The organism is Arthrobacter sp. SAFR-023 (assembly GCF_051965295.1).
Lineage (GTDB): Bacteria > Actinomycetota > Actinomycetes > Actinomycetales > Micrococcaceae > Arthrobacter.
In genome coordinates this window covers 17,894-31,625 of record NZ_JBQCMF010000012.1, presented here as the reverse complement: position 1 = coordinate 31,625, position 13,732 = coordinate 17,894, and the positions used below count along the sequence as shown (strand labels likewise).

Below are 13,732 nucleotides of genomic sequence, written 5' to 3'. Positions count from 1 at the left end.
GCGGGGTCACTTTCCGCCCAATAACAAGGGTTTATTGGGCGGAAAGTGACCCCGCGTTGCGGTCTTTAAAGGGGTTACCGTTCCTGCGCCTGCCGGACCAGTGCACGGCCGTAGTCGTTGCCGTTGGGCGTGCGGAGCACGGTGTGCATGTGGAACGGTGCCGGCTTGTCGTTGCTGAGGAACACGCCCGTGTGGTGGTCCAGCTCCATGACCGCCACGGGGCTCTGGATCCGGAAGTAGAACGCGTCCTCGCCCTGCCAGCCGCCGATCCAGGAGAACCGGGTCTCGCCGTAGTGCTCCCGGATCTCCCGCATCCGCGCGGCACGGGGCCCGGCGGGAAGGGCGGCAACAAAGTCCTCCACCAGCCCGTCCAGCAGCGCCAGCGATTCCGGCGGCGTGGACTCAGCCAGAATGCCCTCATAGGGGATCACCCGGTTGTCCTGGAAGCATCCTGCCAGGTGGCGTTCGTCCCCGGGATGCAGCCGGCCCTCGGGCATGGCCGGATCCACCATCTCCGCGAAGGAAACGGCATCACCCCGCAAAGAATCGGGCAGTGACGCCATCAGTTCACGGGCCAGGCTGATCCGTTCCTTGAACACCTTTACGCCCTTGTGCGGCCCGGCGTCGATGACGTCCGGCTCGGCGCCCAGGAACATCGGCGACAAAACGAGCTGGGTCCCGGCCACGAGGCAGTTGAGCGCCACGTGATGGCCGAACAGCTGCCAGCCCCACGGCTCCGATTCCGACGGCTCCCCGTAGAGGGCGAAGTTGTAGCTGTACTCGTTCATCAGCTCCGGCAGTTCCACCAGCTCGCCGAGAAAGCCGTTGATGCGCATCAGGTTCCGTGCCAGCGCGTACCCCTCCGGGCTGAGGCTCGCTTCCATCACGCCGAGCGCAGCATCGCGCACGGCCGGGTCCAGGTCCTCGAGGCGCAGCCCTGTGTCGTGCTGCATGAATTCCGGGTTCGCCCAGCTCTGCCATTCGTGCGCGTCCACGGGATAGCTCAGACGGTCGAGTTGTTCCGGCGAGGCAGTGGCGAGCAGCTTGCCCGCGGCGGCCACCATCTCCGCCGTCGGCGCCTCTTCCCCTGCCCTTGCCTCGGCGAGGCTGAACAGCCCGGGCCGGATGACGCCGTCGTTGGTTATGCCCGTGAAAGGCTCCGGGTAAAGCTTCTGCCAGCCCTCGATCATCGGGCCGGCAAAGGAGTCCGACTTGGCCTCCTCGGCATAGGAGCGCGCGTCCAGTCCGCGCAGGTGCGCCACGCGCGGATGGCTGGGCGGGTACAGGAAATCACGAAACGACGGCGCCGGCATTGGTGCCCTCCTTCAGTTGCTCGAATGGTTCGACGGCGGTTCCCCAGCCGGCCGCCACAGCCAGGGCAGCGGCGGCCGCCTCAGCGGAGGAACCGCGCCAGGCGACGTGCTGGTCCGGCCGGACGAGGACGGCCTCTGCCGCCCACAGTTCCGCCATCGGCGTCCCGTCGTCGGAAGGCCCGACGGCGGTGGCGGTCACCGGGATGCCGTGGCAGGCACCCGCCGCGAGGACCGGCGCGAAGGCCTCCTCCGGTGCGATGCCCGCCGTGCTGCCGGCCTCCACAAGCAGCGAGAATCCCGGCCCGAGAACGTCGTAGAGGGATGTGTTTCCGTCCAGCCAGGCATGGGGCAGCAGGGCCCCGGGGCTGGCCGAGGGCACGTAGCGGATCGGGTCCTCGGCCGGCACCGGGGCGCCGTCGGGGACCACGAGCGGCGAGGCGGAGTAGCTGTACCCGAGCACCAGGCCCAGGGAATCGAACTCGCTTTGCTTGACGGCCAGGGCGTCGTGCGCGGTGGCGCGGGCGGCCTCCCCCTCCACCCCGGCAGCCGCCAGGGCGGAATCGGCGAAGTGGTAGGCGAGGGCTTTTCCATTGGCCGCGGCGTCGCGGATGGTCCTCGCGGCAACGGGCCGGCGCTCCAGGCCGTAACTCTCCAGCAGTCCCGGCCCCGCCCACCCCTCGAAGGCGGCGGCGATTTTCCAGGCGAGGTTGGCGGCGTCGCCGATGCAGGTGTTGAAGCCGTGGCCGCCCCAGGGCGGATTCTGGTGCGCGGCGTCCCCCACCAGGAAGACGCCGCCCGTGCCGGAGGAACCTGTGCCGTAGGACGGGGCAAGCAGCATGCGGGCGGTCCAGGGATCGGTGGCGATCACGTCGACGTCGACGTCGGCTCCCACGAGCGACCGCACCAGGGCGGCAGGATCAGGCCCGGGCGCGTCGCCATCGATGCCGTCGCCGTCGGTGCCAACGCCCTGGGTGCCAACGCCCTGGATGATCGCCCACCAGGTCTGGTCCAGGTCCATCCGTCCCACCATGCCGGCCGCGCCGGGTCCCAGCACCCAGTACTGGACGGCGGGGTCAAGCGTGATGGTGGCGGCCAGGTCGCGGGAGCGGAAGAGGACGCTGATGTTGGACAGGGCGGCGGACTCCCCCTCGAGCCGGAGGCCCAGGCCGCGGCGGACCGTGGAGGAGCCGCCGTCGGCACCGGCCAGGAAGGCGCAGTCGACGGCGGTGCGGTACCCGGAAGCGTCGGCCACCGTCACGCGCTGCCCGCCGCCGGGGAGGGCCGCGAAGCTGTCCACCCGCAGTCCGGTGAGGAGCGTGGCGTGGGCGGACGCCGCCACGGCTTCCCGCAACACCGCCTCCAGCACAGGCTGCGGCACCTGCTGGCCACACTCGGGCTGGGGCTGGTAGCGGCCGGTTTCGAGCTGGAAGGCGTTGGGAAACCGCCGGATTTCGCGGCCGGTCAGGGCGGAACAGAAGATGACGTCCTGGGCGAAACCCACGGGCAGCGGCGCGGTCTCCCGGAGCGCGTCGGCCAGGCCCAGCCTGCGCAGGTGCGTCATGGTGCGCGCGTTGGTGGTCTTGGCGCGCGGCCGGTCCGGATCGATCAGCGTCCGGGGTTCGATGACCGTGCTGCGGATGCCTCGGCTGGCCAGGTCCAGGGCCAGGAACAGCCCGCTGGGCCCTCCCCCGGAAATGAGGACCGGTGTCTCGGCCGGGACGTCCTGCAGTTCGGCGTAGTTGACGGCGGTCATCAGGCCCTCGCCCGGAGGAACGGTTCGCCGACGGGGGTGACCAGGGTGCCGAGCCGTTCAATCTCGACCTCAACGGTGTCCCCCGGCTGCAGCAGCCACTGCGGCGTGCGCGCATACCCGACGCCCTCGGGGGTGCCGGTGGCGATCACATCGCCCGGGTGGAGCGTGAACGTCTGGCTGATCAGCGAGATGATGGCGGGCACGGAAAAGATCATGTCCCGGGTGTTTCCGTGCTGGACTTCGGTGCCATTGACGCGGGTCCGGACCTCGAGCCCCTCGCGCAGGTCACCCACCTCGTCGCGGCTGACCAGCGGTCCCAGCGGACCGGTGAAGTCGCCGTTCTTGCCGAGGGTCCACTGCGTCGTGAGTTTCTGGGCGCGCCGGGCGGTGATGTCGTTGAAGGTGGAGTAGCCGAAGATGGCCTCCGCGGCCTCGGCTTCGGTCACGGACTCCGCGCGCTTGCCGATGTACGCGGCCACTTCGCCTTCCCAGTCCAGGCCTGCCTCACCGCCGGGCACCGGGACCGGGACGTTTCCGACGGACAGCGAAGCCGTCCAGCGCCCAAAGAGCGTGGGGTACGGAGGCAATTCCTGGTCCTTGTAGCTGCCTTCTGCGGCGTGCGCCTTGTAGTTGAGGCCGACGCAGATGACGCGGGCCGAGGCCGGAACCAGGGGCACCTCAGCGACGCTGCCGCGCTGGAGCGAGCCATCCGCGAGCGACCCTGCAGTGAGGGACAGTGCAGTGAGGGACAGTGCCTTTTCCTGCCAGCCCTCGGCGTCCGCCCAGAAGTCCGTCACGGGAGCCAGCGGAAACACCCTGGCGTTGCCGGGACCGGTGCCGTTCAGGGCGGCTGCCCAGGTGTCGCCGTCGTGATTGATGCCTATGTACTGCATGGAGGGCCTTTCAGGTTCGCCCGGGGGCGGTGTTGGTCGGAGGGCACGGCAAGTAGAGCCTCCCTTGAGGCAGTTGCCGAAGCGGGGGTGTTACCGAAAAATCAGGGGGCTGCGTCAAACTACGGAACGGCGGCTTGCCGGCGGAAGAAGCTGACCGTGGCGGCCAGTGCCTTCTCCGCCGCGGCGGGGCTGCCGTCCGGAAGGGACCACATGTGGTCCGCCCCGTCGAGGAGGAGAAGTTCGACGGCGGCGCCCGCCTTTTCGAGTTCGGCCGCCAGGGTTTCGGACTGGGCGGCCGGGACAAAGCGGTCGGCTGTGCCATGGACCAGGAGGAAGGGCGGAGCGCCGGGACCGACATAGCTGATGGGACTGGCCGCTGCTGCCTTCTGCGGCTCGTCTGCCAGCACGGCGCCGATGAGCTGTTCCTCGCGGGAGGCCGGGTCGCTGGCTCGCGCGACGGCGTTGGGCAGGGCCTGCTCCCCCATGCGGTTCAGGTCTGTGGGCGGGTACCAGGCCGCCACCGCCGCGACCGGGCTGTCGCCGGCAAGCAGGCCCACCAGGCTCGCCAGGTGTCCGCCGGCGGAGTCACCCCAGGCGTAGATCCGGTTGGGGTCAACGCCGTAGTCGGCGGCGTGGTCCCGCAGCCAGCGGACCGCGGCCTGGGCGTCGTGCAGTTGGGCCGGGTAGTGGGCCTCAGCGCTCAGCCGGTAGTCGGCCGAGGCGACGACGAAGCCGGCTTCAGTAAGGACCTCGAAGGGTGACAGCCCGAAGCCGTCCGCGACGGGACCCAGCGATGACCGAGCCCCGACCCGCCAGCCGCCCCCGTGGAAGTGGACGATGGCCGGCCGGAGCGCGGCGCCGTTCCCGGCATCGTTGTGGGCCGGTTCCGGGAGGTACAGGTCCATCAGGAGCGGGCGGGCGGCGGGGCCATCAGCGGTGGCGAACTCCACGCCTTTGAGCACACGGCCTTCCGTCATCTTCGACTCCTTTGCTGCCTCTGCCGGTTCCTCGTTGGCCCGGCCTGTCCTTCTAAGACTGTCGGATCAGGAACGGGGCCAGTAGCAGCCATTTCAATCATTGAAAGGGCTTTGGCCTCGTCTGCCTGGGCGCCGGTCCGTCAGTCAAAGTCCTCGGTGCGCCAGCTGGTCAGCCAGGAACTGCAGGCCGCGCTGGACCACCCCCAGCGCCGCGGAGTGGTTGAGGTAGCCGTGGGTGGCTCCGCGCTCGACTCTGTAATTAACCGGGATGCCTGCCGCGCGCAGCCCCTCGACGAAGGCCTCTGCAGAGAAGCGGAGGTCGTCATGGCCGCAGGCGAGCACGGCGGCTGGCGGCAGCCCGGCCGGGTCGGCGTGCCCGGGCATGGCGTACGACGACGCCATGGCCAGCGGCCCGCCGATGTAGTTCTCCACCATGTCCCGGCAGTCCTCGTCTGTGAACCGGAGGGACGGCGGCAACTCATCCATGGCGGGCGCCTCCCGTTCCTGGCTGGCCGGACGTATAGACGGCAGTCCGGCCGGCAGTTCACCGTGCAGGAACGGGTACGCGAGCACGAGTTTGGCCGGCAGCTGCAGACCCGCGTCCATGAGGAACAGGGCCGCGCCGACGGCCAGGTTCCCGCCGACGCTCGCCCCGCCCAGGCAGATCCGGGACGGGTCAACGCCGAGTTCCCGGGCGTGCTTCCTGGTCCAGAACCAGGCTGCCAGCACGTCCTCATGCGGAACAGGAAAATGGACGCCGTCCAGGGCCAGCCGGTAGCCCACGCAGACCACAACGCCGCCGCTTCTGGCAGCGACCTCCCGTCCCAGCTGGTCGGATTCCCGCATGTCCAGGCTGCCGACGGCGAAATTCCCGCCGTGCATCCAGACCAGGGCGGGCGAACCGCCGTCGGGTGAACCGCCGCCGGTACCTGCGCCATAGATCCGGACCGGCACCGGGCCGTTGGGGCCCGGCACCTCCAGGTCGTGGACAGGGACGTCCGGCGGGCTGTACGGCAGCAGGCCGCCGCAGAACGCGTCCAGCCGTTCCGGCCCGCCGGGCTCGGTCAGAAGCGCGGGGACGGACTCCACTCCGGCCAGGTGGTGCAGAAGACCGGCCAGCTCCGGATCCAGGGCCGTGCCCGCCTCCGTCATGGCGATACCGACAGTTGCGGAGCTCCCTCAGCCGAAGCCAGGTCGCAGCTGAAGGAGTGCGTCCCGGACCCAACCTCCACTGCCGCCGAGCCGCCCGGCAGGTGCACCGAGGCCGTGCAGCCGGCAGGGACCGTGAGGGACAGGGTGAAGGTGCCGCCGTCGTGCTCCCAGCGCACCGCCGCCTCGCCGTACGGGGTCTCGTGCCGGGCGGCTGCCCAGGTCAGACCGCCGCCGGGCAGAGGCCGGACCAGCAGTTTCCGGCCGGCGAGATCGGCGGGGGCGAGGCCGGCGACAGTGCGGTGCATCCAGTCGGCCACGGCGCCGAGCGCGTAGTGGTTGAAGGAGGTCATGTCGCCGGAGTTGATGGTGCCGTCCGGGAGCATGGAGTCCCAGCGTTCCCAGATGGTGGTGGCGCCCATCGTGACGGGGTACAGCCAGGACGGGCACTCGGTCTGCAGCAGCAGGCGGTAGGCCGCCTCCACCTGGCCCTCGTCGCTCAGCGCGTCGGTGACCAGCGGTGTCCCGACGAAGCCGGTGGCGATCCGGTAGCCGTCGGCGGCCACGGTTTCGGCCAGCCGTTCGCCGGCCGCGGAGTGCTCCTCCGGCTCGAGCAGCCCGAAGCGCAGGGCCAGCGCGTAGGAGGTCTGCGTGGCGGGCCGGAGGCTGCCGTCGTCGGCGATGTACTGCTTGCGGAATACGGCCCGCGCCTGGCGGGACACCTCGGCGAGGCGGACGGCTTCGCCATCCTCACCCAGCAGGTCCGCGGCCTGCGACGCGATCGACGCCGAGTAGGCCAGGTAGGCCTGGGCCACCAGCTGCCAGGGGGTCCTGGCGGCGCCGGGATTGTTCGGCGGCGCCGCCGGATCCAGCCAGTCGCCGAACTGGAAGCCCTGCTCGAAGCGCAGCTCCGGGCCGGCGGCGTCTGCCGCTGCGGCGAGCCACGCCACCATGCCGGGCAGCTGCCGGCTCAGGAACTCAAGGTCTCCCGTCTGGCGGTACATCACCCAGGGAACCAGCACCGCGGCGTCACCCCAGGCGGCCATCACGGGACGGGTGGGGAACGGTGGCATGTCGTTGACCACCTCGGGGACCACCAGCGGCGGCGGCCCGTCCGTTCCCTGTTCAGCGGCCAGGTCCTTGAGCCAGGACGTGGTGAAGCCGGGAATCCGGTAGAGGAAGGAGGCGGTGGGCGCGAACACCTGGAAGTCGCCCGTCCAGCCCAGCCGTTCGTTGCGCTGCGGGCAGTCGGTGGGCACATCCACGAAGTTCCCGCGCATGCCCCACACCACGTTGCTGTGCAGCTGGTTCAGCATCGGCTCGGAGCACTCAAAGAAGCCGGTGCGCTTAAGCTCTGAATGGACCACGACGGCGGTGAAGGCTTCCGGGTCCAGCTCACCGGGCCAGCCGCTCACCTCGGCGTAGCGGAAGCCGTGAATGGTGAATTCGGGCGCCCAGACTTCTTCCGTTCCGGAGCCGCGGAGGATATAGGTATCCGTCTGGATGGCTGTCCGGAGCGGCCGCATGCCGAGTTCGCCGTGCTCCAGCACCTCGGCGTGCCGCAGCACCACTTCCGTGCCGGCCTCGCCGCGTACGCTGAACCGGACATGGCCAACGAGGTTCTGGCCGAAGTCCAGGATGGTCTTTCCGGACGGCGTGGACAGCATTTCGCGTACGGGCAGCTCCTCGGTGGCGCGGACCGCGGGCCCGTCGGGTGCCACCAGGAGCGCTGTGTCGAAGTGGTCGACGACGGCGGGCTCCAGCCGGGCGCCGCCCTCACCGGCCGCCGAGGCTCCAGCTCCGGCCCAGCCGGCGTCGGCCAGCCGCGCGTCGTACGTTTCCCCCTCGTACAGGCCGGCGGCCACAACGGGGCCGCGGCCGGCCAGCCAGGAGTCATCGGTACCCAGCACGGTCAGCTGCCCGTCCGCGTCGCGCAGTTCCAGCTGGCCGATCACGCCGGTGCGGTTTCCGTACGTATTGCGCTTCTCCTGGAAGCCGAGCTGGCCGCGCCACCAGCCGTCGGCCACCTCGAAGCCGATCACGTTGGTGCCCTGCCGGAGGTATTCGGCCACGTCGTAGGTCTGGTACCGGAGGCGGTGGTGGTAGCTGGTCCAGCCGGGGGCGAGGAGGTCCCGGCCCACGCGCCGGCCGTTGATGGACGCGACGTAGATGCCGTGCGCACTGGCGTACAGGCGTGCGGAGGCCACCGGCCCGGTGACTTCGAAGGTGCGGCTGAGGCGGGCTGCCGGTTCGGGTGCCGCGCTGTCGTCTTCCCAGCCGGGGCGGATCATGGACGCGTGCCAGTCGTCTCCGTTCAACAGTCCGGCCTCCACAAAGGCGACCGGGCTCCAGGCGGAGGGCCCGGCGTCGTCATTGCCCCAGACCCGGACCCGGGCCGCGACACGCTCACGGCTGGCCAGCGGCGCCGCCGGCCACGGCTGCAGGAGCTGCTCCGTGGAGTCAACCCGCCCGTAACTGACCAGGGTGCCCTCGGCCGGGCCCAGCTCGAGTTCGTAGGCCTTCTGCACCCAGCCCGGAGCGTCGGTTCGGACCTGCCAGGACAGCCGGGGCCGGTCCTTACCAATGCCGAAGGGCTCCTCGTGGTGCTCGAAGCGGAGGGCGGAAGGGGTGGTCATTGGGGTGGCTCCTGTAGTGGTTGTCATGGCTAAGTGAGTTCCCTCGTGAAGAAGGAGACGGCGGTTTCCAGAATGCGGTCCAGATGGTCTTCGGCGAAGAAGAAGCAGTGGTCGCCGCCTTCGACGGCGATGAGTTCCTGCTGAGCGCCAACGTTGGCCAGCGCATCGGCCAGGAGTTCGCTTTGCGCGAGCGGGACCAGGCCGTCGCTGTCACCGTGGATGAGCAGGAAGGGCGGGGCGCCGGCGGTGACGTAGCCGAGCGGGCTGGCGGCATCCAGCAGGGCCGGATCGTGTGAGTTGCCGACTAGCATGGGGCCGGGTTCCAGTGACACGCCGTCCGGCACCGCCGCGAGCAGCGGGCCGCTCATGAAGCTGGTTGTTGCCTCCATCGGCGGCATCTGTGTGAGCGAGGAGACGCCGTAGAAGTCGACGACGGCGCCCACCGAGCTGGGCTGCCCCTGGACGCCGAGGCCTCCCTCCAGGTCCTCCCGGCTGCCCGTCAGGCCGAGCAGCGCGGCGAGGTGGCCGCCCGCTGACTCGCCCCACGCGCCAATGCGTCCGGGATCGATGCCCAGCACGTCGGCGTGGTGCCGGAGGTACCGCACGGCGGCCTTGATGTCGTGGAGCTGGGCGGGGAACGGCGCCTCCAGGGCATGCCGGTAATCCACCGTGGCGCACGCGATGCCGGCCTCGTTCAGGAGGCGGAACACCGAATCGGGCTCGTACGTCGGCGGCAGTTCGCGGCGGTCGCCGAGCTGGAAGGCTCCGCCATGGATCCACACCACCACCGGGACCGGGGCGCCGCCGGTGTTGCGCGGGAGCCAGACGTCCATGGAGAGGCGGCGGAAGCCGACGGCGATCGCGTAGTTGAGCTCGCGGTGCACCAGCGAGTGCCCGGAGACTTCCTCGGGTGTGCCGGGCGTCTGGAAGGCGGGAAACGGCGGCGGGGCGGGCATGCGGCGGGTAGTTGCTTCATCAGCGGTCACGGTTTCCGGGGTCACTCGGCACTCCTTGAAGTCTTGCGGTTGGTGGTCAAAGCGGTTCAGGCGTAGTGGCAGGCGACGTCGGACTGGCCCACCGTGCGCAGGGCAGGGCGTTCGGCGGTGCACAGGTCGGTGGCGAGCGGGCAGCGCTGGCTGAACGGGCAGCCGCCCGCCGAGGCGGCCACGGCGGCGGCCGTCCGGACGCCGAGCGACTCGCGTACCTTCCGCCGTTCGGCCTGCTCCGCGGGACGTGACACCGGGGACGCCGCAACCAGGGCCTGGGTGAACGGGTGCCTCGGGTTTTCGGTGACAGCGGCGGCCGGCCCTGCCTCCATGACCTGGCCGCGGTAGAGCACCACCACGCGCTGCGCCAGGAACTGCACCACCGCGATGTCGTGCGCGATGAACAGGTAGCTCAGGCCGCGCTCATCCCGCAGGTCGGCGAGGAGGTTCAGCACCTGGGCCTGGGTGGAGAGGTCCAGGGCGCTCACCGCCTCGTCGCAGACCACGAGCTGCGGTTCGCAGATCAGGGCACGCGCCACAGAGATGCGCTGGCGCTGGCCGCCGGAGAACTGGCTGGGGTACCGGTCCACGGCGTCGCGGGGAAGCCCCACCCGTTCCAGCATGTCCCCGGCCCGGGTCCGTGCCTCTGCGGCCGCGACGCCGCGGACCCGCAGCGGTTCGGCCAGCGAGGCCCCGATGGTCTTCCGCGGGTTGAGTGAGGAGTTGGGATCCTGGAAGACGGCCCGCAAATCGCCGCCGAGTTCCTGCCGGCGGGTGGAGCTGGCATGGGTGATGTCGCTGCCCTGGAAGCTGATGGAGCCGCCGGACACGTTCTGCAGGCCCAGGATTGCCTTGCCGATGGTGGACTTCCCGGAACCGGACTCCCCCACCAGGCCGACGGTTTCGCCGGGGCGGATGGTGAAGCTCACCCCGTCCACCGCGGCCGGGGCCGAGGCTGCCTTGCGGCCGCGGCCGTAGCGGACCGTTAGGTTCTTGACCTCCAGCATGGCGGGGGCGGGCAGCAGAGCTTCGGCGTCCTCGCGTTCTACGGTGCTGATGCTCATGCCATGTCCTTTTCAACGATCTCGAGTACGCGGTGCGTGGGCACTTCGGTGGCAACCCATTCAAGGCCCTCCACGGCCAGCTCGTCCGCCTTGACGCAGCGGACCTCGCCGTCCTCCGAGCCGGAGGGCAGCAGCGGCACCGGGGTTGTGCAGGCGGAGCCGGCGAACTGGCAGCGGGCGGCGAAGCGGCAGCCGGCGGGCCAGTCCTTGGGCTGCGGGACCTGGCCCTTGATGGTGGCCAGCCGTTCCGGCATGTCGGAGGCGGTGTTGGCGTGCGGGTCGGCCGCCAGCAGCGCGAGGGTGTACGGGTGGCGCGGGTTGTCCAGGATGCCGGCGGTCCGGCCGCTCTCCACCACCTGGCCCGCGTACATGACGGCGACGTTGTCGCAGATGTCCGCGACCACTCCGAGGTCGTGGGTCACCATCACCACGGACATGCCGGTGTCCTTCACCAGCGAGCGCAGCAGCGAGAGGATCTCGGCCTGCACCGTGACGTCGAGGGCGGTGGTGGGTTCGTCGGCCACCAGCAGCCGCGGCTTGCCGGAGAGGGCCAGCGCGATGGCCACACGCTGGGCCATGCCGCCGGAGATCTGGTGCGGGTACGCCTTGAGGATGCGCCCGGCGTCGACGATGCCCACCTTTTCCAGGAGGCCCAGCGCCTGGGCCCCGGCTTCGGCCTTTCCGGCCTTCCCCAGCCGGCGGATGGCGGCGGTCAGCTGGTAACCCACGGTGAACATGGGGTCCAGGGCCCGCATCGGTTCCTGCGAGATGAGAGCGATGTCGCGGCCCCGGATGCCCTCCAGGTCCTTCTCGGTGGCCGACGCGAGGTTCCTGCCGTTCCAGAGGATCTGGCCGCCGGTGACCGAAACGCCGGATGGCAGCAGCCCGAGCAGGGACAGCGCGGTCATCGTCTTGCCGCAGCCGGATTCGCCGACGAGCCCCAGCACAGTGCCCGGTGCGACGTCGAAGGTTACGTCCGTGACCAGCGGGGTGCCGCCGTCGACCCCTACGGAGAGGCCGCGGACGCTGAGCCGGCCGGCAGCGGGCAGGCTTTCGACGGCGGGTGCGGCGGCCGCGCCAGCTGCCGCATCGGCGGCGCGCTTGCGCCGGATGGCCGCCGAGGGCAGGTGTGATGCGGCGGCGTTCGGGGACTTGCCCAGGGCGTTGCCGATCGCGTTGGCGGAAAGGACAGTCAGGGCCAGCACCGCGCCGCTGGGAACCATGAGCCAGGGCGCGTCGTAGACGTGCTGGGAGGCGCTCTGGATCATGCCGCCCCAGCTCGGCTCGGGAATGGGTGGGCCGAAGCCGATGAACGCCAGGCCCGCCTGGATCAGCATGCCGACGGCGAAGATCAGGGCCGACTGCACCACGATGGTGTTGGTCAGTCCGGGGAGCACGTGGCGGACGCTGATGCCCAGTGTGCCGACGCCGTCGACCTTCGCCGCGTCCACGTAGAGCTGGGACTGCAGCGACTTGGCCTGGCCCAGCATCACCCGGTAGATGCCGGCCGACATGAGGACGCCGAGGATGGCCATAATCAGCGGGATGTTCGTCCCCACGGCTCCGATGACGGCCAGGATGATGACGGTGCCGGGCAGCGACATCATAATTTCGGTGACCCTGCTGATGACCCCTTCGGCGCGGTCGCCGGCGGCAGCGGCGGCCATGGCCAGGATGGTCCCAAGCCCGACGCCGACAAGCACCGTGATGAACGACGTCCCCAGGGTTCCGGCGGCTGAGGCGAAAATACGGCTGAGCAGGTCACGGCCGAGTTCGTCCGCGCCCAGCCAGTGGGCGGCGGTGGGGCCGGAGAGGACTGCTGTGAAGTCCTGGTCCTCGGTCTTGTACGGCAGCCACCAGGATGCGGTGAGGGAAGCGGCCACCAGGGCGGCGAGCCAGACTGTGCCGGCCAGGCCGCCGGGGGAGGCGAGGAGCCGGTGCCCGAAGAACTTAGCCAGGGCGGTCTTCCGCGGGGCTGCAGTGGGTGCAATGGAGGGGATCATGAGGCACGCAACTTCGGGTCAAGGAATTTGGTGGCGAGTTCGAGGACCAGGTTCACGGCAACCACCACAACCGTGGCGATGACGACCACGCCCTGGACTGCCGGGGCGTCATGGGTGTTGACCGAGGACTGGACTGCCTGGCCGAGGCCCGGCATCGCGAACAGCTGCTCCGCGATAACGGAGCCGCCGAACAGGCCGATGAACTGCAGCGCAATGCCGGCAACGATGGGCAGGCTGGCGTAGCGCAGCGCGTGGACGTAGAGGATCTTCCACGTGGGGGTGGCCGTGGCCCGCAGGGTACGGATGTGTTCCTGCTGGAGGGCCTCAAGCATGGAGGCCCTGGTCTGCCGGGCGATGAAGGCCGCCCCGCCGACGGCGAGGGTGATGACGGGCAAAGCCAGGGACAGCGCCCAGTCCTGCGGCGAGACCTCGAAGGGAACGTAGCCGGTGGCGGGAAACACCGACGACTGGACGGCGAACAGGTAGACGAAGATGATGCCGATCCAGAAGGCGGGGAGGGCCACCAGGAGACCGACCACGCCGCCCACAATGCGGTCTGCCAGGCCGCCGTGCACGGCTGCGGTGACGCCCAGTCCGATCCCGAGGACGGCGCTGAGCACCGTGGCGCCGGCGGCAAGTGATGCCGTGACCGGAAGGCGGCTGGCGAGGTCGGCGCTCACCGACCTTCCGTCAATCAGGGAGGTCCCGAGGTTGCCCTGGACGGCGTCGCCGAGCCAGCGGAAGAACTGGACCACGAGGGGATCATTCCAGCCGAGCCGCTGGTTGACCTCGTCGATGGCTTCCTGCGCCGCGCCTGCGCCGAGCGACACGGCGCCCGGGCTGCCGGGCATGGCGTGGACCAGCAGGAATGCCAGCACCGCGACCACCAGCACGGTGGCGAACGCCATCAGCAGGCGCTTGGCGATGAACATTGCCATGGGAAGACCTCCATTGGTCA

General features: G+C 70.2%; 10 protein-coding genes. All 10 read right to left on the bottom strand.

What is annotated here, in order from left to right; genetic code table 11:
• Nucleotides 1-74 precede the first annotated feature (74 nt).
• Entirely contained in the window at nucleotides 75-1,313 is a 1,239-nt protein-coding gene (locus ACTHQX_RS13775; protein ID WP_440157805.1) for a DUF3500 domain-containing protein, read from the bottom strand.
• Nucleotides 1,291-3,066, bottom strand: coding sequence for an FAD-dependent monooxygenase (locus tag ACTHQX_RS13770; protein WP_440157804.1), 1,776 nt, complete (start codon nucleotides 3,064-3,066; stop codon nucleotides 1,291-1,293). Before ACTHQX_RS13770 ends, ACTHQX_RS13775 begins: the two co-directional genes overlap by 23 nt.
• Complete coding sequence (locus tag ACTHQX_RS13765; protein WP_440157803.1) at nucleotides 3,066-3,959, bottom strand: fumarylacetoacetate hydrolase family protein; 894 nt, start codon at nucleotides 3,957-3,959, stop codon at nucleotides 3,066-3,068. The genes ACTHQX_RS13770 and ACTHQX_RS13765 overlap by 1 nt, the downstream gene beginning before the upstream one ends.
• Before the next feature lie 119 nt (nucleotides 3,960-4,078).
• The gene (locus ACTHQX_RS13760; RefSeq protein ID WP_440157802.1) at nucleotides 4,079-4,936 is read right to left on the bottom strand and encodes an alpha/beta hydrolase fold domain-containing protein; all 858 of its coding nucleotides are present in this window, start codon (nucleotides 4,934-4,936) and stop codon (nucleotides 4,079-4,081) included.
• A gap of 144 nt (nucleotides 4,937-5,080) precedes the next feature.
• Complete coding sequence (locus ACTHQX_RS13755; protein WP_440157801.1) at nucleotides 5,081-6,088, bottom strand: alpha/beta hydrolase fold domain-containing protein; 1,008 nt, start codon at nucleotides 6,086-6,088, stop codon at nucleotides 5,081-5,083.
• Entirely contained in the window at nucleotides 6,085-8,721 is a 2,637-nt protein-coding gene (locus tag ACTHQX_RS13750; protein WP_440157800.1) for a family 78 glycoside hydrolase catalytic domain, read from the bottom strand. Before ACTHQX_RS13750 ends, ACTHQX_RS13755 begins: the two co-directional genes overlap by 4 nt.
• Nucleotides 8,722-8,750: 29 nt before the next feature.
• A complete protein-coding gene (locus tag ACTHQX_RS13745) occupies nucleotides 8,751-9,722 on the bottom strand; it encodes an alpha/beta hydrolase fold domain-containing protein (protein ID WP_440157799.1) in 972 nt (323 codons plus the stop codon).
• A gap of 41 nt (nucleotides 9,723-9,763) precedes the next feature.
• Nucleotides 9,764-10,771: an oligopeptide/dipeptide ABC transporter ATP-binding protein gene (locus ACTHQX_RS13740; protein ID WP_440157798.1), complete on the bottom strand. Its 1,008-nt coding sequence runs from the start codon at nucleotides 10,769-10,771 to the stop codon at nucleotides 9,764-9,766.
• Nucleotides 10,768-12,774, bottom strand: a complete 2,007-nt coding sequence (locus ACTHQX_RS13735; RefSeq protein ID WP_440157797.1) for a dipeptide/oligopeptide/nickel ABC transporter permease/ATP-binding protein — start codon at nucleotides 12,772-12,774, stop codon at nucleotides 10,768-10,770. The genes ACTHQX_RS13740 and ACTHQX_RS13735 overlap by 4 nt, the downstream gene beginning before the upstream one ends.
• Complete coding sequence (locus ACTHQX_RS13730) at nucleotides 12,771-13,712, bottom strand: ABC transporter permease (RefSeq protein ID WP_440157796.1); 942 nt, start codon at nucleotides 13,710-13,712, stop codon at nucleotides 12,771-12,773. The genes ACTHQX_RS13735 and ACTHQX_RS13730 overlap by 4 nt, the downstream gene beginning before the upstream one ends.
• Nucleotides 13,713-13,732 lie beyond the last annotated feature (20 nt).